Origin of the sequence: uncultured Campylobacter sp., assembly GCF_938018145.1 — a bacterium.
In the GTDB taxonomy this organism is placed as follows: Bacteria; Campylobacterota; Campylobacteria; order Campylobacterales; family Campylobacteraceae; genus Campylobacter_A.
The window spans coordinates 1-13136 of sequence record NZ_CALIII010000268.1 but is presented as its reverse complement, the minus strand read 5'-3'; the positions used below and the strand labels follow the sequence as shown (position 1 = coordinate 13136).

The 13136-nt window shown below is 48.1% G+C and carries 11 protein-coding genes; all 11 read left to right on the top strand.

Annotated elements, in window-relative coordinates:
- On the top strand, nt 1-1499 hold a 1499-nt coding region (locus tag Q0338_RS06190; RefSeq protein WP_298085999.1), incomplete at its 5' end, for a class I tRNA ligase family protein.
- A gap of 3 nt (nt 1500-1502) precedes the next feature.
- On the top strand, nt 1503-2036 hold the full coding sequence (locus Q0338_RS06185) for an LPS assembly lipoprotein LptE (RefSeq protein WP_298085998.1): 534 nt from the start codon (nt 1503-1505) through the stop codon (nt 2034-2036).
- Nucleotides 2026-3573 carry a GGDEF domain-containing protein gene (locus Q0338_RS06180; protein ID WP_298085997.1) on the top strand — a complete coding sequence of 516 codons (1548 nt, stop codon included), beginning with the start codon at nt 2026-2028 and terminating at the stop codon, nt 3571-3573. The genes Q0338_RS06185 and Q0338_RS06180 overlap by 11 nt, the downstream gene beginning before the upstream one ends.
- Nucleotides 3574-3577: 4 nt before the next feature.
- A complete protein-coding gene (locus Q0338_RS06175; protein WP_298085996.1) occupies nt 3578-4729 on the top strand; it encodes a bifunctional folylpolyglutamate synthase/dihydrofolate synthase in 1152 nt (383 codons plus the stop codon).
- Nucleotides 4719-7676 carry a DEAD/DEAH box helicase gene (locus tag Q0338_RS06170; protein WP_298085995.1) on the top strand — a complete coding sequence of 986 codons (2958 nt, stop codon included), beginning with the start codon at nt 4719-4721 and terminating at the stop codon, nt 7674-7676. The genes Q0338_RS06175 and Q0338_RS06170 overlap by 11 nt, the downstream gene beginning before the upstream one ends.
- Nucleotides 7673-8434, top strand: a complete 762-nt coding sequence (locus tag Q0338_RS06165) for an ATP-binding protein (RefSeq protein ID WP_298085994.1) — start codon at nt 7673-7675, stop codon at nt 8432-8434. The genes Q0338_RS06170 and Q0338_RS06165 overlap by 4 nt, the downstream gene beginning before the upstream one ends.
- Entirely contained in the window at nt 8434-9249 is an 816-nt protein-coding gene (locus Q0338_RS06160; protein WP_298085993.1) for a TIGR00282 family metallophosphoesterase, read from the top strand. Before Q0338_RS06165 ends, Q0338_RS06160 begins: the two co-directional genes overlap by 1 nt.
- Nucleotides 9250-9384: 135 nt before the next feature.
- On the top strand, nt 9385-10053 hold the full coding sequence (locus Q0338_RS06155) for a 3-methyladenine DNA glycosylase (RefSeq protein ID WP_298085992.1): 669 nt from the start codon (nt 9385-9387) through the stop codon (nt 10051-10053).
- Nucleotides 10054-10061: 8 nt separating this feature from the next.
- A complete protein-coding gene (locus Q0338_RS06150; protein WP_298085991.1) occupies nt 10062-11147 on the top strand; it encodes a DegT/DnrJ/EryC1/StrS family aminotransferase in 1086 nt (361 codons plus the stop codon).
- Nucleotides 11140-12033 (top strand): Gfo/Idh/MocA family oxidoreductase, encoded by an 894-nt coding sequence (locus tag Q0338_RS06145; RefSeq protein ID WP_298085990.1) that lies wholly within the window; start codon nt 11140-11142, stop codon nt 12031-12033. Before Q0338_RS06150 ends, Q0338_RS06145 begins: the two co-directional genes overlap by 8 nt.
- 101 nt (nt 12034-12134) lie before the next feature.
- Complete coding sequence (gene cysK / locus Q0338_RS06140) at nt 12135-13046, top strand: cysteine synthase A (protein WP_298085989.1); 912 nt, start codon at nt 12135-12137, stop codon at nt 13044-13046.
- The last annotated feature ends 90 nt before the right edge of the window (nt 13047-13136 follow it).

Sequence of the window (13136 nt, the reverse complement as noted above, 5' to 3'; positions counted from 1 at the left end):
ATCCGCTAACGGGCGAAAAAGTGCCTGTTTGGGTGGCAAATTTCGTCCTGGCGGACTACGGTAGTGGCGCGGTTATGGCAGTTCCGGCTCACGATGAGCGCGACTATGAGTTTGCGAGTAAATTTGACCTACCGATAAAGTGGGTGGTTAAGCCTATGCAGTGCGAATTTGAAGGCGGCAAGGCTCTAACGGAGTACGGAATATCTATAAATTCGCCGCTCATAAACGGTCTTGGCAGCGAAGAAGCAAAACTAAAAATCATAGAAAAATTTGAAGCGGACAAGATCGGCAAACGCGTCGTAAATTTTAAAATCCGCGACTGGGGTATCTCTAGACAGCGCTACTGGGGCGCGCCGATACCGATGGTGCACTGCAAGTGCTGCGGCGTCGTGCCTGAAAAGATCGAAAATCTACCTGTGACGCTACCTGACGACGTGCAGATAACGGGCGAGGGAAATCCGCTCGATAAACACGAGAGCTGGAAGCACGTAAAGTGCCCAAAATGCGGCGGTGAGGCTATCCGCGAGACCGATACGATGGATACGTTTTTTGAGAGTAGCTGGTATTTCGCTAGGTACGCGAGCGACGAAAAAACGTGGCAGGATCGCGCGTTTGACGCTAAAAGCGTGAATTATTGGATGAATGTGGATCAGTATATCGGCGGTATCGAGCACGCGATCTTGCACCTGCTTTACGCGAGATTTTTCCAAAAGGCCTTGCGAGATCTAGGCTACCTCAGAGACGACGAGCCGTTTGAGCGACTGCTCACTCAAGGCATGGTGCTAAAAGACGGCAAAAAAATGAGTAAAAGCAAAGGCAACGTAGTCGACCCTGACGACATCATCAGCAAATACGGCGCCGATACGGCGAGGCTTTTTATCCTATTTGCCGCGCCTCCGCAAAAAGAACTTGAGTGGAACGATAGCGCGGTCGAGGGCGCGTTTAGATTTTTAAACCGCTTGTACGAACGAAGCTCGGGCGTAAAAAAATGCGCGCAAATCCCGCAGATAGCGCACGCAAATTTGAGTAAAGAAGAAAAATACGCACGTATGAAGGTTTACGAGGCGCTTAAAAAATCAAACGACGTTTACGAGGAAAATTTTACCTTTAACACCCTGATCGCTGCTTGCATGGAAGCTCTAAACGCCGTAAACGCGCAGGATAATCAGGACGTAACGACGGAAGCGTTTTTTATCATCTTAAATTTGCTAGAACCTATCGTACCGCACGTCGCAAACGAGCTTAGCGAGCAGCTATTTGGCAGGGCGAATTTTACGAAAATAGAAATTTTAGACGAGGTTTTTGAAAAAGATAGCTTAAATTTGGCTATCACCGTTAACGGCAAAAGGCGCGGCGAATTTGAAGCGCCAAGCAGTGCGAGCGATGACGAGGTTTTGGCTCTAGCTAGACACAGCGCGGCTAAATGGCTAGAAGGAAAAGAGATAATCAAACAAATTTACGTGACAGGCAAACTCGTAAATTTCGTAATAAAAGGCTAAAATTTGAAGATAAAAATTTTACTATTTTTAGCGGCTTTTATCCTGGTCGGATGCGGCTATAAGCCCGTCTCAAAGATCACGAACGACATAATGGGCGACCGCGTCTACGTAAACGTGCTAATAAGCAAAGAAGAGCCTAAAAACAGCGTCTGGATCAAAGATAGCGTGCTGGAGGGTATAGTAACAAGGCTGGGTAAGCGCATGAGCTACGATAAAAACGAGCCAACCACCATAACCGTCTCGATCAAATCGCTTAACTACCAAGCGCTATTATATGATGAAAACGGCTATGTAACGTCGTATAAAGCGATACTAACGCTAAATTTCGACACTAAGTTAAAAGGCGGCAAGACGCTATCGGTGACGACTTCGGGCGAGCACGACTTTACCGTGTCGCAAAAGATAAGAGATACTAGATTTGCCGACGGCGTCATCAGCGAAAGCGATAGATATAATGCAGTAAAACAGGCCTCGCAAGAGGCTTTTGACGAATATATCGCAGTGCTTGCGGTAAAGGGGCTAAAAAATGGCAATTAGCGTAAATCAGATCATAAGAGAAGCCATACAGGCGATAAAAGATCGCGGACTCGTGTTTACTCCGGATAACTATGCGGAGGTTTTTTGCGAGATAGCGAAAAAAAACGGCGTTACCTTGCCTGAGTGCCAAAAGCTCGAAAAATACGTCGCAAGGTTAAATGATGATTTTAAAGATCAGCTAAAGCAAAAAAACGTAAAAAACGTGGATGAGCTTTTTGCGTTTATGGCCTCTAGGTTAAATTCGCCAAGCATAATGGACAACTCAAAGCTAGTAAGCGCGCTTATGTTAATGAACAAAAGGATCCTTCAGAGCGTATCCCTCCTGCACAACAAAAACGCCAAAGAGCTTTCGGAAAGCAGTATAGAGGCGCTAAACAGGAGGCTTGACGTAGCCACGGTAGAAAAAGTAAAAGACAAGTGGTTTGATTTTTTAACCGATTACGACGACTCGTTTTTAAAACGCCTTGGCTCATACGGGATAAAAAAATTCGATGACTTGCAATCTATCGTCATAGAGCTTGATAATGCGACTATAAAAGAGCTAGATAGCACGCAAATTTACGAAAAAATAATCCCGCTCATAGCTATAATGCTAGAACCTTCTATCACTGATAAAATCAGCGACGACGTAAGAAAAATAAATAAAATTTTAAAAAGCGATCCAAGCCTGCTCGAAGACGGTCAAACAAGAAAGAAAATAGAAGAGCTAACTAAAAAACGAATCGAGCTCGATAAGGCCGAAATTTTAGGCAAAGTGGGCGTGCTCGATAAGGTTTTAGACGGTATCAATAACCAAATCGTAAGCCTAATCAGTAGCTCGTCAAAAAGCTCTAGCACGATGCAGTACATCAAAGACGACCTAAGCTCGATAAATTTGCGCGAAGATAGCTTTGAGGGCATTAGAGACAAGATGCTAAGCATCGCTGATGCGCTTGACGGCGAGGTTAAGCAGCTGGGCGAGCAGATGGTAAACGATCAAAAGACCATAAAAGAGCTTCAAGAAAGAGTAAATAAGCTAGAAACCGATCTAGAAAGCGCAAGATCTCAAAGCAAAGAGGACTTTTTAACCAAAACCGGAACCAAAAAGGCGCTAGTTGAAGAGCTCGAGCGAATGGAGCAAAAATACAACAGATACGGCAACGATTACGGCGTTTGCTTTTTTGATATAGATCACTTTAAGCGTATAAATGATGTCTATGGGCACGAAGCGGGCGATGTCGTCTTGGCTGCTATAGGCAAGATGCTTAGAAAGTACTCCCGCCAGGCTGATTTCGTCGGTAGATACGGCGGCGAAGAGTTTGTTATTTTGCTGCCCGAGATTTCTCTGGCCGATGCGGTCAAATTTGCCGATAAGATGCGAGAAATAGTGCAGAATTCTAAATTTATGTATAAAGGCGAGCGCATAGACGTAACGGCAAGCTGCGGCGTAGCGATAAGAAGCGCAAGTACGGGCTCGAATGCAACCATAGAAGAGGCCGACAGGATGCTTTACCAGGCAAAGCAGGGCGGTAGAAACAAGGTTATGCCGGAATGCTAAATGAATGTTAGATAATTTTTTAGAAAACAAACCCCTTTTTTATAAGGAAATCAACCGCGCGCGCATGCCGAACGCCTTTAAATTCGTGCAGGGCGTGTTTAAAATACCAAAAATCATCCATCTAATCGGCACGAACGGCAAGGGTAGCACGGGGCGATTTTTAGCGCAGATGCTCGCTCGCGGCCATAGCGTCGGACACTATACGAGCCCGCATATTTTCGAGTTTCGCGAGAGATTTTGGATGAACGGCGCTATAGCTAGTGCGGACGCGCTCGAGACGGCTCACGAGAAGCTGATTAAAATTTTGCCTCCCGAGGTTGCGCGCTCGCTTTCGTATTTCGAGTACGCGACGATGCTTTGCGCTCCGCTTTTTAAGGGGTGCGACTTTTTCGTCTGCGAGGCTGGCGTTGGAGGAGAATTTGACGCTACGAACGTGTTTGACAAGCGCCTTAGCCTCTTTACTCCGATCGGTTTTGACCACACGGCGCTGCTGGGCGATACGCTAGAGCAGATTGCGACGACTAAATTTAACGCGATGGCGGACGCTGCTTTGATGAACGACGATATGAACGAGCTTTGCGTAGGTATCGCTAGGCAAATCGCCGCTAAAAAGGGCGCGACGCTTAAATTTGCGTCCGAAAATTTAAGCGACGAGGATAAAAATGAGATTAAAATTTACGCGGAAAAATTTGGTTTACCCGAGTTTTTGCGCTCAAATTTGACCCTTAGCTCTTCGGCGTTTAAGGAGCTTGGATTTAGCTTAAATTTAGCAAATTTAGGCGCGCTAGATCTAAACGGACGCTGCGAAAAGATCGCGCCAAACGTAACGATCGACGTCGGGCACAACGAGATGGCGGCGCAGGCTCTCGTGAAAAAATTTGCGGGCAAAAAGCTAAATTTGATCTTTAACGCCTTTGCCGACAAGGACATAAAAGCCGTCCTAAAGGCGATCAAGCCGATCGTTAAAAAAACATACATCATCGAGTACGAGACGCCGGGCCGCGAGCTTGCGACGGCGCAGGTGAAAGAGGCTTTGCGCCAGCTTGATATGGAGTTTGCTGACTTTACGGACGTGGGCGCGGACGAGGAGTATCTGGCGTTCGGGTCGTTTTATCTCGTGGAAGCCTTCTTAAAAAGGTACCGCGGTGCAAAGTGAGGTTTTTGAGTATTTTTTAAACGGAGGCGATGCGCAGCTGCTCGTCTGCGAGGATGACAAGGAGGCCATCGCGGCTCTTAGCGCGGCGGAATTTGCCGGGCTTAAGGTATTTAGATTGCCCGATTTTAGGGCGCGCGAGGGTGATGATCTGCGTAGCTTTAGCGCCGAACTTTTCGAGCTATCCGGGGAGCTGGCCAAATTTTACGAATTTGAGGGCAAAAAGGTACTCATCAGCCCCGTTTGCACCGTCCTAAACAAACTTCCGGGCAAAAAACATCTACAAAAGCTAACGCTAAATTTCGGCGACAAAATCGACCCTAGAGAGCTAGCCGAAAAGCTACTGCGCTTTGGCTACGAGGCGGTCGATATCGTGGAGAGCGAGGGCGAGTTTTGCGTGCGCGGCGAGATTATCGATATTTTTTGCGTCGGCGCGCAGGAGCCAAACCGCATTTTGCTTTTTGACGATGAGATAGAGAGCATCAGGCACTACAGCACGCAAACGCAAATTTCAAACAAAACCGAGCTAAAAAGCGTTGAAATTTCGCCTTTTATCGCGGCTCTGGGCGAGGCCGAGTTTGAAAAAACCTCCGAAAAAATAAAAGATATGCAAACGGACGCGCTAATCAGCGACCTAAAGACGCTCGGATTTTGGGCGATAGATGGATTTATCGACTATACGCGCGAATTTAAAACGGTCTTAACGAAAAAATTTGACGGATTTGAGCGGGATCTAGGCGAGGTGGCAAATTTGCCCGTACTGCCCGCAGCTAAAGTTTATAAAGACTTAAGCGTAACTCCAAACGCCGATTTTTTCGAGCTAAATAAAAATAAAAAAATCAAGGTTTTAGCGCGCAACGAGGGGCTTTTTAACGTATTAAATTTGAGCGAATATCAAAACGTAGAGTTCGTGCAAACCGAAGTGGCGTTAAATTTGGTTTCACCAAGCGAGATCATCGTCTCGCTAAATAAATTTGAAAAGAAAAAGCGCGCCAAAAAACCGAGTCTAGTCATCGACGAGCTAAAGGCGGGCGACTACGTCGTACACGAGGAGTACGGCATCGGCAAATTTACGGGGCTTGAAAAGCTAACCGTGCTAGGCAGGACGCGCGAGTTCGTCGTGATCGTTTATCAAAACGAGGACAAGCTGCTTTTGCCCGTCGAGCATCTAAATTTGATCGACAGATACGTCGCAAGTAGCGGTAGTATCGCGGTTTTAGATCGCCTGGGCAAGGCAAATTTCGCCAAGATAAAAGAAAAAGTTAGAGCCAAACTTTTTGTCATCGCCTCAAAGATTATTTCGCTAGCCGCCCAGCGCGAGCTAATCCGCGGCGAGATCATCGAAAAAGAGGACGCGGAGTATCTAAATTTCTTACAAAACGCGGGTTTTGCCTACACGAGAGATCAGGAGCGCGCATCAAGCGACATCGCAAACGACCTAAAAAGCGGCAAGGTGATGGATAGGTTGCTCAGCGGCGACGTGGGATTTGGCAAGACCGAGGTCGCGATGAATGCGATATTTAAATGCGTGAAATCGGGCTTTCAGGCGCTATTTTTCGTGCCGACGACGCTTCTTAGCTCGCAGCATTTTAAAAGCCTAAAAGAGAGGCTGGGTAAATTTGACGTTAGCGTCTTTAAACTCGATCGCTTCACAAGCGCGAGGGAAAAAGCGGCCGCGGTTAAGGCGCTGGAGGCGGGACGGTCTTGCGTTTGCGTGGGTACGCACTCGCTTTTATCGGTAAAGCCCTCAAATTTAGGCCTCATCATCATCGATGAGGAGCATAAATTCGGCGTCAAACAAAAAGAAAAACTAAAAGAAATTTCAAGCGCCTCGCACGTGCTATCTATGAGCGCGACGCCGATACCGCGCAGCCTAAATATGGCGCTTTCAAGCGTTAAGGGCTACTCGGTGCTACAAACTCCGCCAAGCTCGCGCCTAGACGTGCGAACCAGCGTGCGCGAGTGGGACGAAAAGGCGGTAAAAGAAGCCATCATGCGCGAACTGCGCCGCGGCGGGCAAATTTTTTATATCCACAACCACATCGCCACGATGCCTCAGGCAAAAAAGCAAATTTTAGACATCATGCCAAATTTGCGCATCCTCACGCTGCACTCCAAGATCGACGCCAAGACGACCGAAGAGGAGATGATGAAGTTTGAAAACGGCGAATACGACGTGCTGCTAAGCACCAGCATCGTAGAAAGCGGCATACATCTGCCAAACGTAAACACCATCATCATCGAGGGCGCGAATAAATTCGGCATCGCAGACCTGCATCAGCTACGCGGACGCGTCGGCAGGAGCGACAAGCAGGCGTATTGCTACTTTCTAGTCGAAGACAAAAACGCCCTAAGCGCGGACGCTCTAAAACGCCTAGTCGCGCTTGAGAGCAACTCGTTTTTGGGCTCTGGCAGCGTGCTAGCCTACCACGATCTAGAAATCAGAGGCGGCGGCAACCTCGTCGGCGAAGCTCAAAGCGGCCATATCGAGGCTATCGGCTACTCGCTCTACATCAAAATGCTCGAAGAAGAGATAAATAAACTGCTAAATAAAGAGAGCTTTGAGAGTGCGAAAATCGATCTGAAACTTAGCATTAACGCGTTTTTAAACTCGGAGTTTATCGGCGAGGATAGACTGCGTCTGGAGCTATATAGGCGGCTTAGCAAGTGCAAGGAGGTTGCCGAGGTTTATGAGATAGAGGGCGAGATCGAGGATAGATTCGGCAAGCCGGACATCTACACCAAGCAGTTTTTAAGCCTCATTATAATTAAAATTCTAGCGATAAAAGCGGGCTTTAAAGCTATCTCAAACGCCGAGCAAAATATCATGCTAACCGCGCAAAACGGCGAGCAAACCAGGCTAAAATCAAAGAGCAAAGACGATGATGACGTGATAGAGGAGATCTTGATCTATCTTAGAAAACTAAACAAAGGACGGGCGGAAAAATGATAGACTGGAATACGACTGCCGCAGCGATTTATAGGCGTAAATTTGGAGCATTAAAGGGCGTAATAGACGTTGATTTCACGCAGCTTGAGGGGCTTATCGGGATCGAAAAGCAAAAAGAAGAGCTCGTAGAAAATACGCGAAATTTTTTAGAAGGCAAGGGCGCAAATCACGCGATACTCTGGGGTGCTCGAGGATGTGGTAAAAGTAGCCTGGTTAAGGCCGTTTTTACTAAATTTTACCCGGAGGGCTTGCGGCTTATAGAGCTAAAAAACGACGAGCTTGAGATGATACCCGAGATCATTTACGAGATCAGGGATAGCAGCTTTAAATTTATCATTTTTTGCGACGACCTTAGCTTTGAGGCGGGTGACATGAGTTATAAATTTTTAAAACCCGTGCTTGAGGGCTCGATCGAAAAGGCGCCTAAAAACGTGCTAGTCTACGCCACCTCAAACCGCCGCCACCTGATCAGCGAACTAAAAAGCGACAACGATGGCGCAAAGGTCGGCGAGACGGAGCTGCACTATAGCGACGCGGTCGAGGAAAAGATCGCGCTTAGCGATAGATTCGGGCTTTGGCTTAGCTTTTATCAGGGCAGTTTTGCGGACTATCTAAAGATAGTGGATTTTTATTTTAAAGATTTCGTGGGCGATAGAGCCATGCTTCACGAGCTAGCTAAGCAATACGCACAGCTGCGCGCGAGCCGCTCCGGACGCACCGCAAGACAGTTTTATCTAAGCTATAAAGATAAAATTTGATGGCAAATTTAACTAGAGTGGGATTTGTCGGCGACATCGTCGGACGCGCTGGACGAAGCGCGGTTATACAAAATTTGCCCAAATTTAAGCGAGAATTCGAGCTTGACTTTATCGTCGCAAACGCCGAAAACGCGAGCGGCGGCTTTGGCCTAACCGCAACAAACGCGCACGAGCTGCTGGGCTGCGGTATCGACGCGATCACGGGCGGCAATCACAGCTTTGATAAAAAAGACGTAGTCGCGCTGATGGACGCTCTGCCTATCATCCGTCCTTACAACCACTTCGCAGGCACTGCCGGGCGCGGCGCGATAAATTTGAGCAAAGACGGCAAGAGCCTAAGCGTGGTAAATTTGATGGGGCACTACGGCTTGCCGCATACGAACAACGCCTTTTTAGAAGCCGAGCGCGCACTGGGCGAGTGCGAGAGCGAAAATATCCTCATAGACTTTCACGCCGAGGCCACGAGCGAGAAAAATGCCTTTTTTAGGCTATTTTGCGGGCGAGTCGGAGCGATAGTCGGCACTCACACGCACGTGGGCACCGATGATTTGCAAATAGTTAGCGGCACCGCCTACGTGAGCGACGTCGGGCTTAGCGGGGCGTTTGACGGCGTCATCGGCATGGACGCGGAAGCGCCGGTGAAGAGCTTTTTAACGGGGCTTAAGCACTCGTTTAAGGTAAATGAAAAATGCAGGCGAATCTTTCAAATGGTCGTGTTTGAATTTGACGGCGGGCGCTGCATGGATGCCTTTAAGGTCCGCGTGATAGACGGCGTTAGCGAGCCTTTGGTACAGCGGGCGGTTAAATTTATATAAGCGAGCGTAAATTTGAGCCGCGCAAGGCTAGCGACGGCTTTTACTCAAATTTAAGCGCGGTAGCGTTTTGGACGATAAATTTGAGCAAGAGCCGGGCGTAAAATTTACTAATAAACAAAGAAAAAAGGAAAAACGATGGATAGCACGCAGCTTTTTTTGGCGCTAAAAAACGCGGGCGTAAAGGCTGACGCAGACGGCCCTCTTTGGTGGCCAAATGCGGGCACCTTTGAGGTCGTGGTCGGCGCCGTTTTGATACAAAATACCAACTGGAAAAACGCAGACAAAGCGCTAAATAATCTAAAAAACGCAAATTTGATGAGCGTGGAGGGCATCGTAAAAACGCCAGTGGCCGAGCTGGCCCTGCTAATAAAACCTAGCGGCTTTTATAACACCAAGGCAAAACGCCTAAAAACGCTTTGCGATGCGATTTTTAAAAAATTCGGCGATTTTGAAAATTTCAAAGAAAACGTAAGCCGCGAGTGGTTGCTTGGAGTCAAAGGCATCGGCGTGGAGACCTGTGACGCGGTGCTTTGCTACGCGTGCGGACGCGACGTGATGGTCGTAGATAGCTACGCTTTGCGGATTTTGAGCTTTTTTGGATACGAGTTTGAAAGCTACGACGAGGCGCAGGAGTGGCTAGAGGGCGTAGATAGCGAGCAGATTTGCAAAGCCTACGGACGCGAGCTAGATATGAATGAAATTTACGCCAAATTTCACGGCAAGATAGTGGAGTTTTGCAAGGCGCACTTTAACGGAAAGAGGCTTGACGAAGCAGGCAAGGAGATACTAAAATCCATAAAATAGGAGCAAAGATGAAGATAAATTTTATAAATTTACAAGCTCAGTATCAAAAATACAAAAACGAAATCGACGAGCAGATCAAAGAGGTGCTAGATAGCTCGGTCTATATCGGCGGCAAGGTCGGCGAGCTGGAGGAAAATCTAGCTAAATTTAGCGGCGCAAAGCACGCTATAGCTTGCAGTAGCGGCACGGACGCGCTGCTGCTAGCCTTTATGGCGCTTGATATAAAGCCCGGCGACGAGATCATCACGACGCCTTTTACCTTTATCGCCACGGCCGAGATGATAGCGTTTCTGGGCGCAAAGCCCGTGTTCGTCGATATCGACGAGAGGACGTATAATATCGATCCAAATTTGATCGAAGCAAAGATCACGCCAAAGACCAAGGCTATCGTGCCGGTGTCGCTTTTTGGACAGGCGGCGGATATGGCGGCGATAAATGCTATCGCGCAAAAGTACGGTCTAGCCGTTATCGAGGACGCGGCGCAAAGCTTTGGCGCGAGCCAAAACGGCGTAAAGTCCTGCAATCTCTCGCGCATCGCTACGACTTCGTTTTTTCCGGCTAAACCGCTTGGCTGCTACGGCGACGGCGGAGCGATATTTACGGACGACGACGCCCTGAACGAAAAAATGCGCATCCTGCTAAATCACGGCCAGTCCGAGCGCTACATCCACAAATACGTCGGCATAAACGGCAGACTCGACGCCATCCAGGCGGGCATTTTAAACGTCAAGCTAAAATATCTCGGCGACGAAATCGCAAAACGCCAAGAGATCGCTGTGCGGTATTCTTGCGAGCTAAAGGGCGTCGTAGCGCCTTTTGTCGCACAGGGCAACGTCTCGGCGTGGGCGCAGTACTGCATCCGCGTAAAAGATAGGGCGAAGATGCTAAAAATCTGCGCGCAAAAAGGCGTGCCGGCGGGAGTTTATTACCCCGTGCCGCTGCATTTGCAAGAGGTGTTCAAAGGTCTTGGCTACAAGCGGGGAGATTTTGCCGTGAGCGAGGCTGTAGCGCAGGATATAATGGCGCTGCCGATGTCTGCGTTTGTGACCAAAGAGGAGCAAGACTACGTCATCGAGGTTATAAATAATGCTTAAATTTGCGCTCATAGGTCTTGGCGTCATGGGCAAAAACCACTACCGCGCGCTGCAAAACGTCGCGGGCGTGCAGATAGCCGCGCTTTGCGATCCGTTTTGCAAGGAAAATTTCGCGCAAAAAATTTACTTGGGTCTTGACGAGATGCTAGAGAGCGAAAATTTAGACGCCGCCGTCATCGCTACGCCAACCTCGCTACATAAAGAAGCGGCGCTAAAATGCATGCAAAAGGGGCTAAATTTGCTCATCGAAAAGCCCGTTTGCGCAAATGCTGCGGACGCTCAAATTTTACTAGAGGAAGCGCAAAAGCGAAATATAAAAGTAGCAGTCGGGCACGTAGAGCGCTTTAACCCAGCGATCGTGGCTCTAAAAAAAGAGCTTGAAAACGAGGAAATTTACAGCGTGCAAATAACTAGAAACGCGCCATTTCCGCAGCGAATCACGGACGTGGGGATATTGGCCGATCTAGCCGTGCACGATATAGATCTGATTAGATTTTTAAGCGGCAAAGAGATAAAAATTGCGGATATAAAAAGCTCGCGCAAAATCCACGCCAAATTTGAAGACAACGCGGTTTTGTCGTTTGAGCTTGAGGGCGAGATAACGGCTCTCATCGCTACTAGCTGGCTAGCGCACAGACGCAAAAGAACGGTCGAGGTCGCGTGCAAAGGGGCGGTTTATGAGGCTGATTTACTAAATCAGAGTCTCGTTAAATTTAGCGAATTTGACGCTAGCTCGTATAAAACGCAAAATATATTCGTCAAAAGAACCGATCCGCTAACAAGCGAGCTAGAGGACTTCGTGCGCCTACTAAGGGGCGAGCAAAGCGTGGGCGCTAGCATAGAAGATAGCTTAAAAACGCTAAAAATCATAGAGAGCGCGAGCTAAATTTTAGGCTGAAATATAAACGAAAATTTATTTTTTTATATTTTATTTATATTTATGGAAAAAGAAGTTATTATTACACGATTTTTTCAAAAGGAGTCTAAATGATATACGAAAACATCGTTCAAACCATCGGTAAAACCCCGATCGTAAGGATAAACAGCGTGCACGAAGAGGGCATGGCTGAAATTTACGCTAAGCTTGAGTTTTTTAATCCGGGCGGATCGGTAAAAGATAGAATCGCCGCAAGTATGATCCTTGGAATGCAAAAAGAGGGCACGCTAAAAAAAGGCGACATCATCGTAGAGCCTACTAGCGGTAATACCGGTATCGGCGTAGCTATGGCGTGCGCTGCTTTAGGCTTTAAAGTAGTGCTGGTAATGCCTGAAACCATGAGTATCGAAAGACGCAAGCTACAAAAGGCTTACGGAGCGGAACTAGTGCTAACTGAGGGCGCAAAGGGCATGAAAGGTGCGATCGAAAAAGCGAACGAACTCGTGCACGAAAAAGGCTACGTGATGCTAAGCCAGTTTGAAAATAAATTTAACCCGCAGGCTCACGAGCTAACGACGGCAAAAGAGATCATGGACGACTTTAAGGAGCTTGACGCTTTTGTAGCGGGCGTAGGAACGGGCGGCACGCTAAGCGGCACGGCAAGAGCGCTAAAAGCAAACGGCTATAATACTAAAATCGTAGCCGTCGAACCAAACGACTCCGCCGTGATCTCTGGCGAAAAACCGGGTCCGCATAAGATCCAAGGCATAGGAGCGGGCTTTATCCCGGCTACGCTTGAGACCGCCTATATCGACGAGATAGAGCGCGTGGATAACGATGAGGCCTTTGAGACGGCTAGAAAGCTGGCTAAAGAGGAGGGTATCTTGCTGGGTATCTCGGGCGGCGCGGCTTTGGCGGCTGCAGTGAAGGTCGCAAAGAGGCTAGGTAAGGGCAAAAAGGTGCTTTTCATAGCTCCCGATAACGGCGAGAGATATCTTAGTACTCCGCTTTACGAGGCGTGATTTGGGACTGATAGCCGAACTAAACGAACTAGTCGCGACCGTACGCGAGAAAGACCCCTCGGTGGCCTCGTGCGGCTACGGGGCCATTCT

Bases quoted from the DNA above. Each gene is read 5' to 3' on its own strand.
- Q0338_RS06160 (WP_298085993.1), top strand. From the start codon at position 8,434: ATGGCAAATTTAACTAGAGTGGGATTTGTCGGCGACATCGTCGGACGC.
- Q0338_RS06180 (WP_298085997.1), top strand. From the start codon at position 2,026: ATGGCAATTAGCGTAAATCAGATCATAAGAGAAGCCATACAGGCGATA.
- Q0338_RS06175 (WP_298085996.1), top strand. From the start codon at position 3,578: ATGTTAGATAATTTTTTAGAAAACAAACCCCTTTTTTATAAGGAAATC.
- Q0338_RS06145 (WP_298085990.1), top strand. From the start codon at position 11,140: ATGCTTAAATTTGCGCTCATAGGTCTTGGCGTCATGGGCAAAAACCAC.
- Q0338_RS06150 (WP_298085991.1), top strand. From the start codon at position 10,062: ATGAAGATAAATTTTATAAATTTACAAGCTCAGTATCAAAAATACAAA.
- Q0338_RS06165 (WP_298085994.1), top strand. From the start codon at position 7,673: ATGATAGACTGGAATACGACTGCCGCAGCGATTTATAGGCGTAAATTT.
- cysK (WP_298085989.1), top strand. From the start codon at position 12,135: ATGATATACGAAAACATCGTTCAAACCATCGGTAAAACCCCGATCGTA.
- Q0338_RS06155 (WP_298085992.1), top strand. From the start codon at position 9,385: ATGGATAGCACGCAGCTTTTTTTGGCGCTAAAAAACGCGGGCGTAAAG.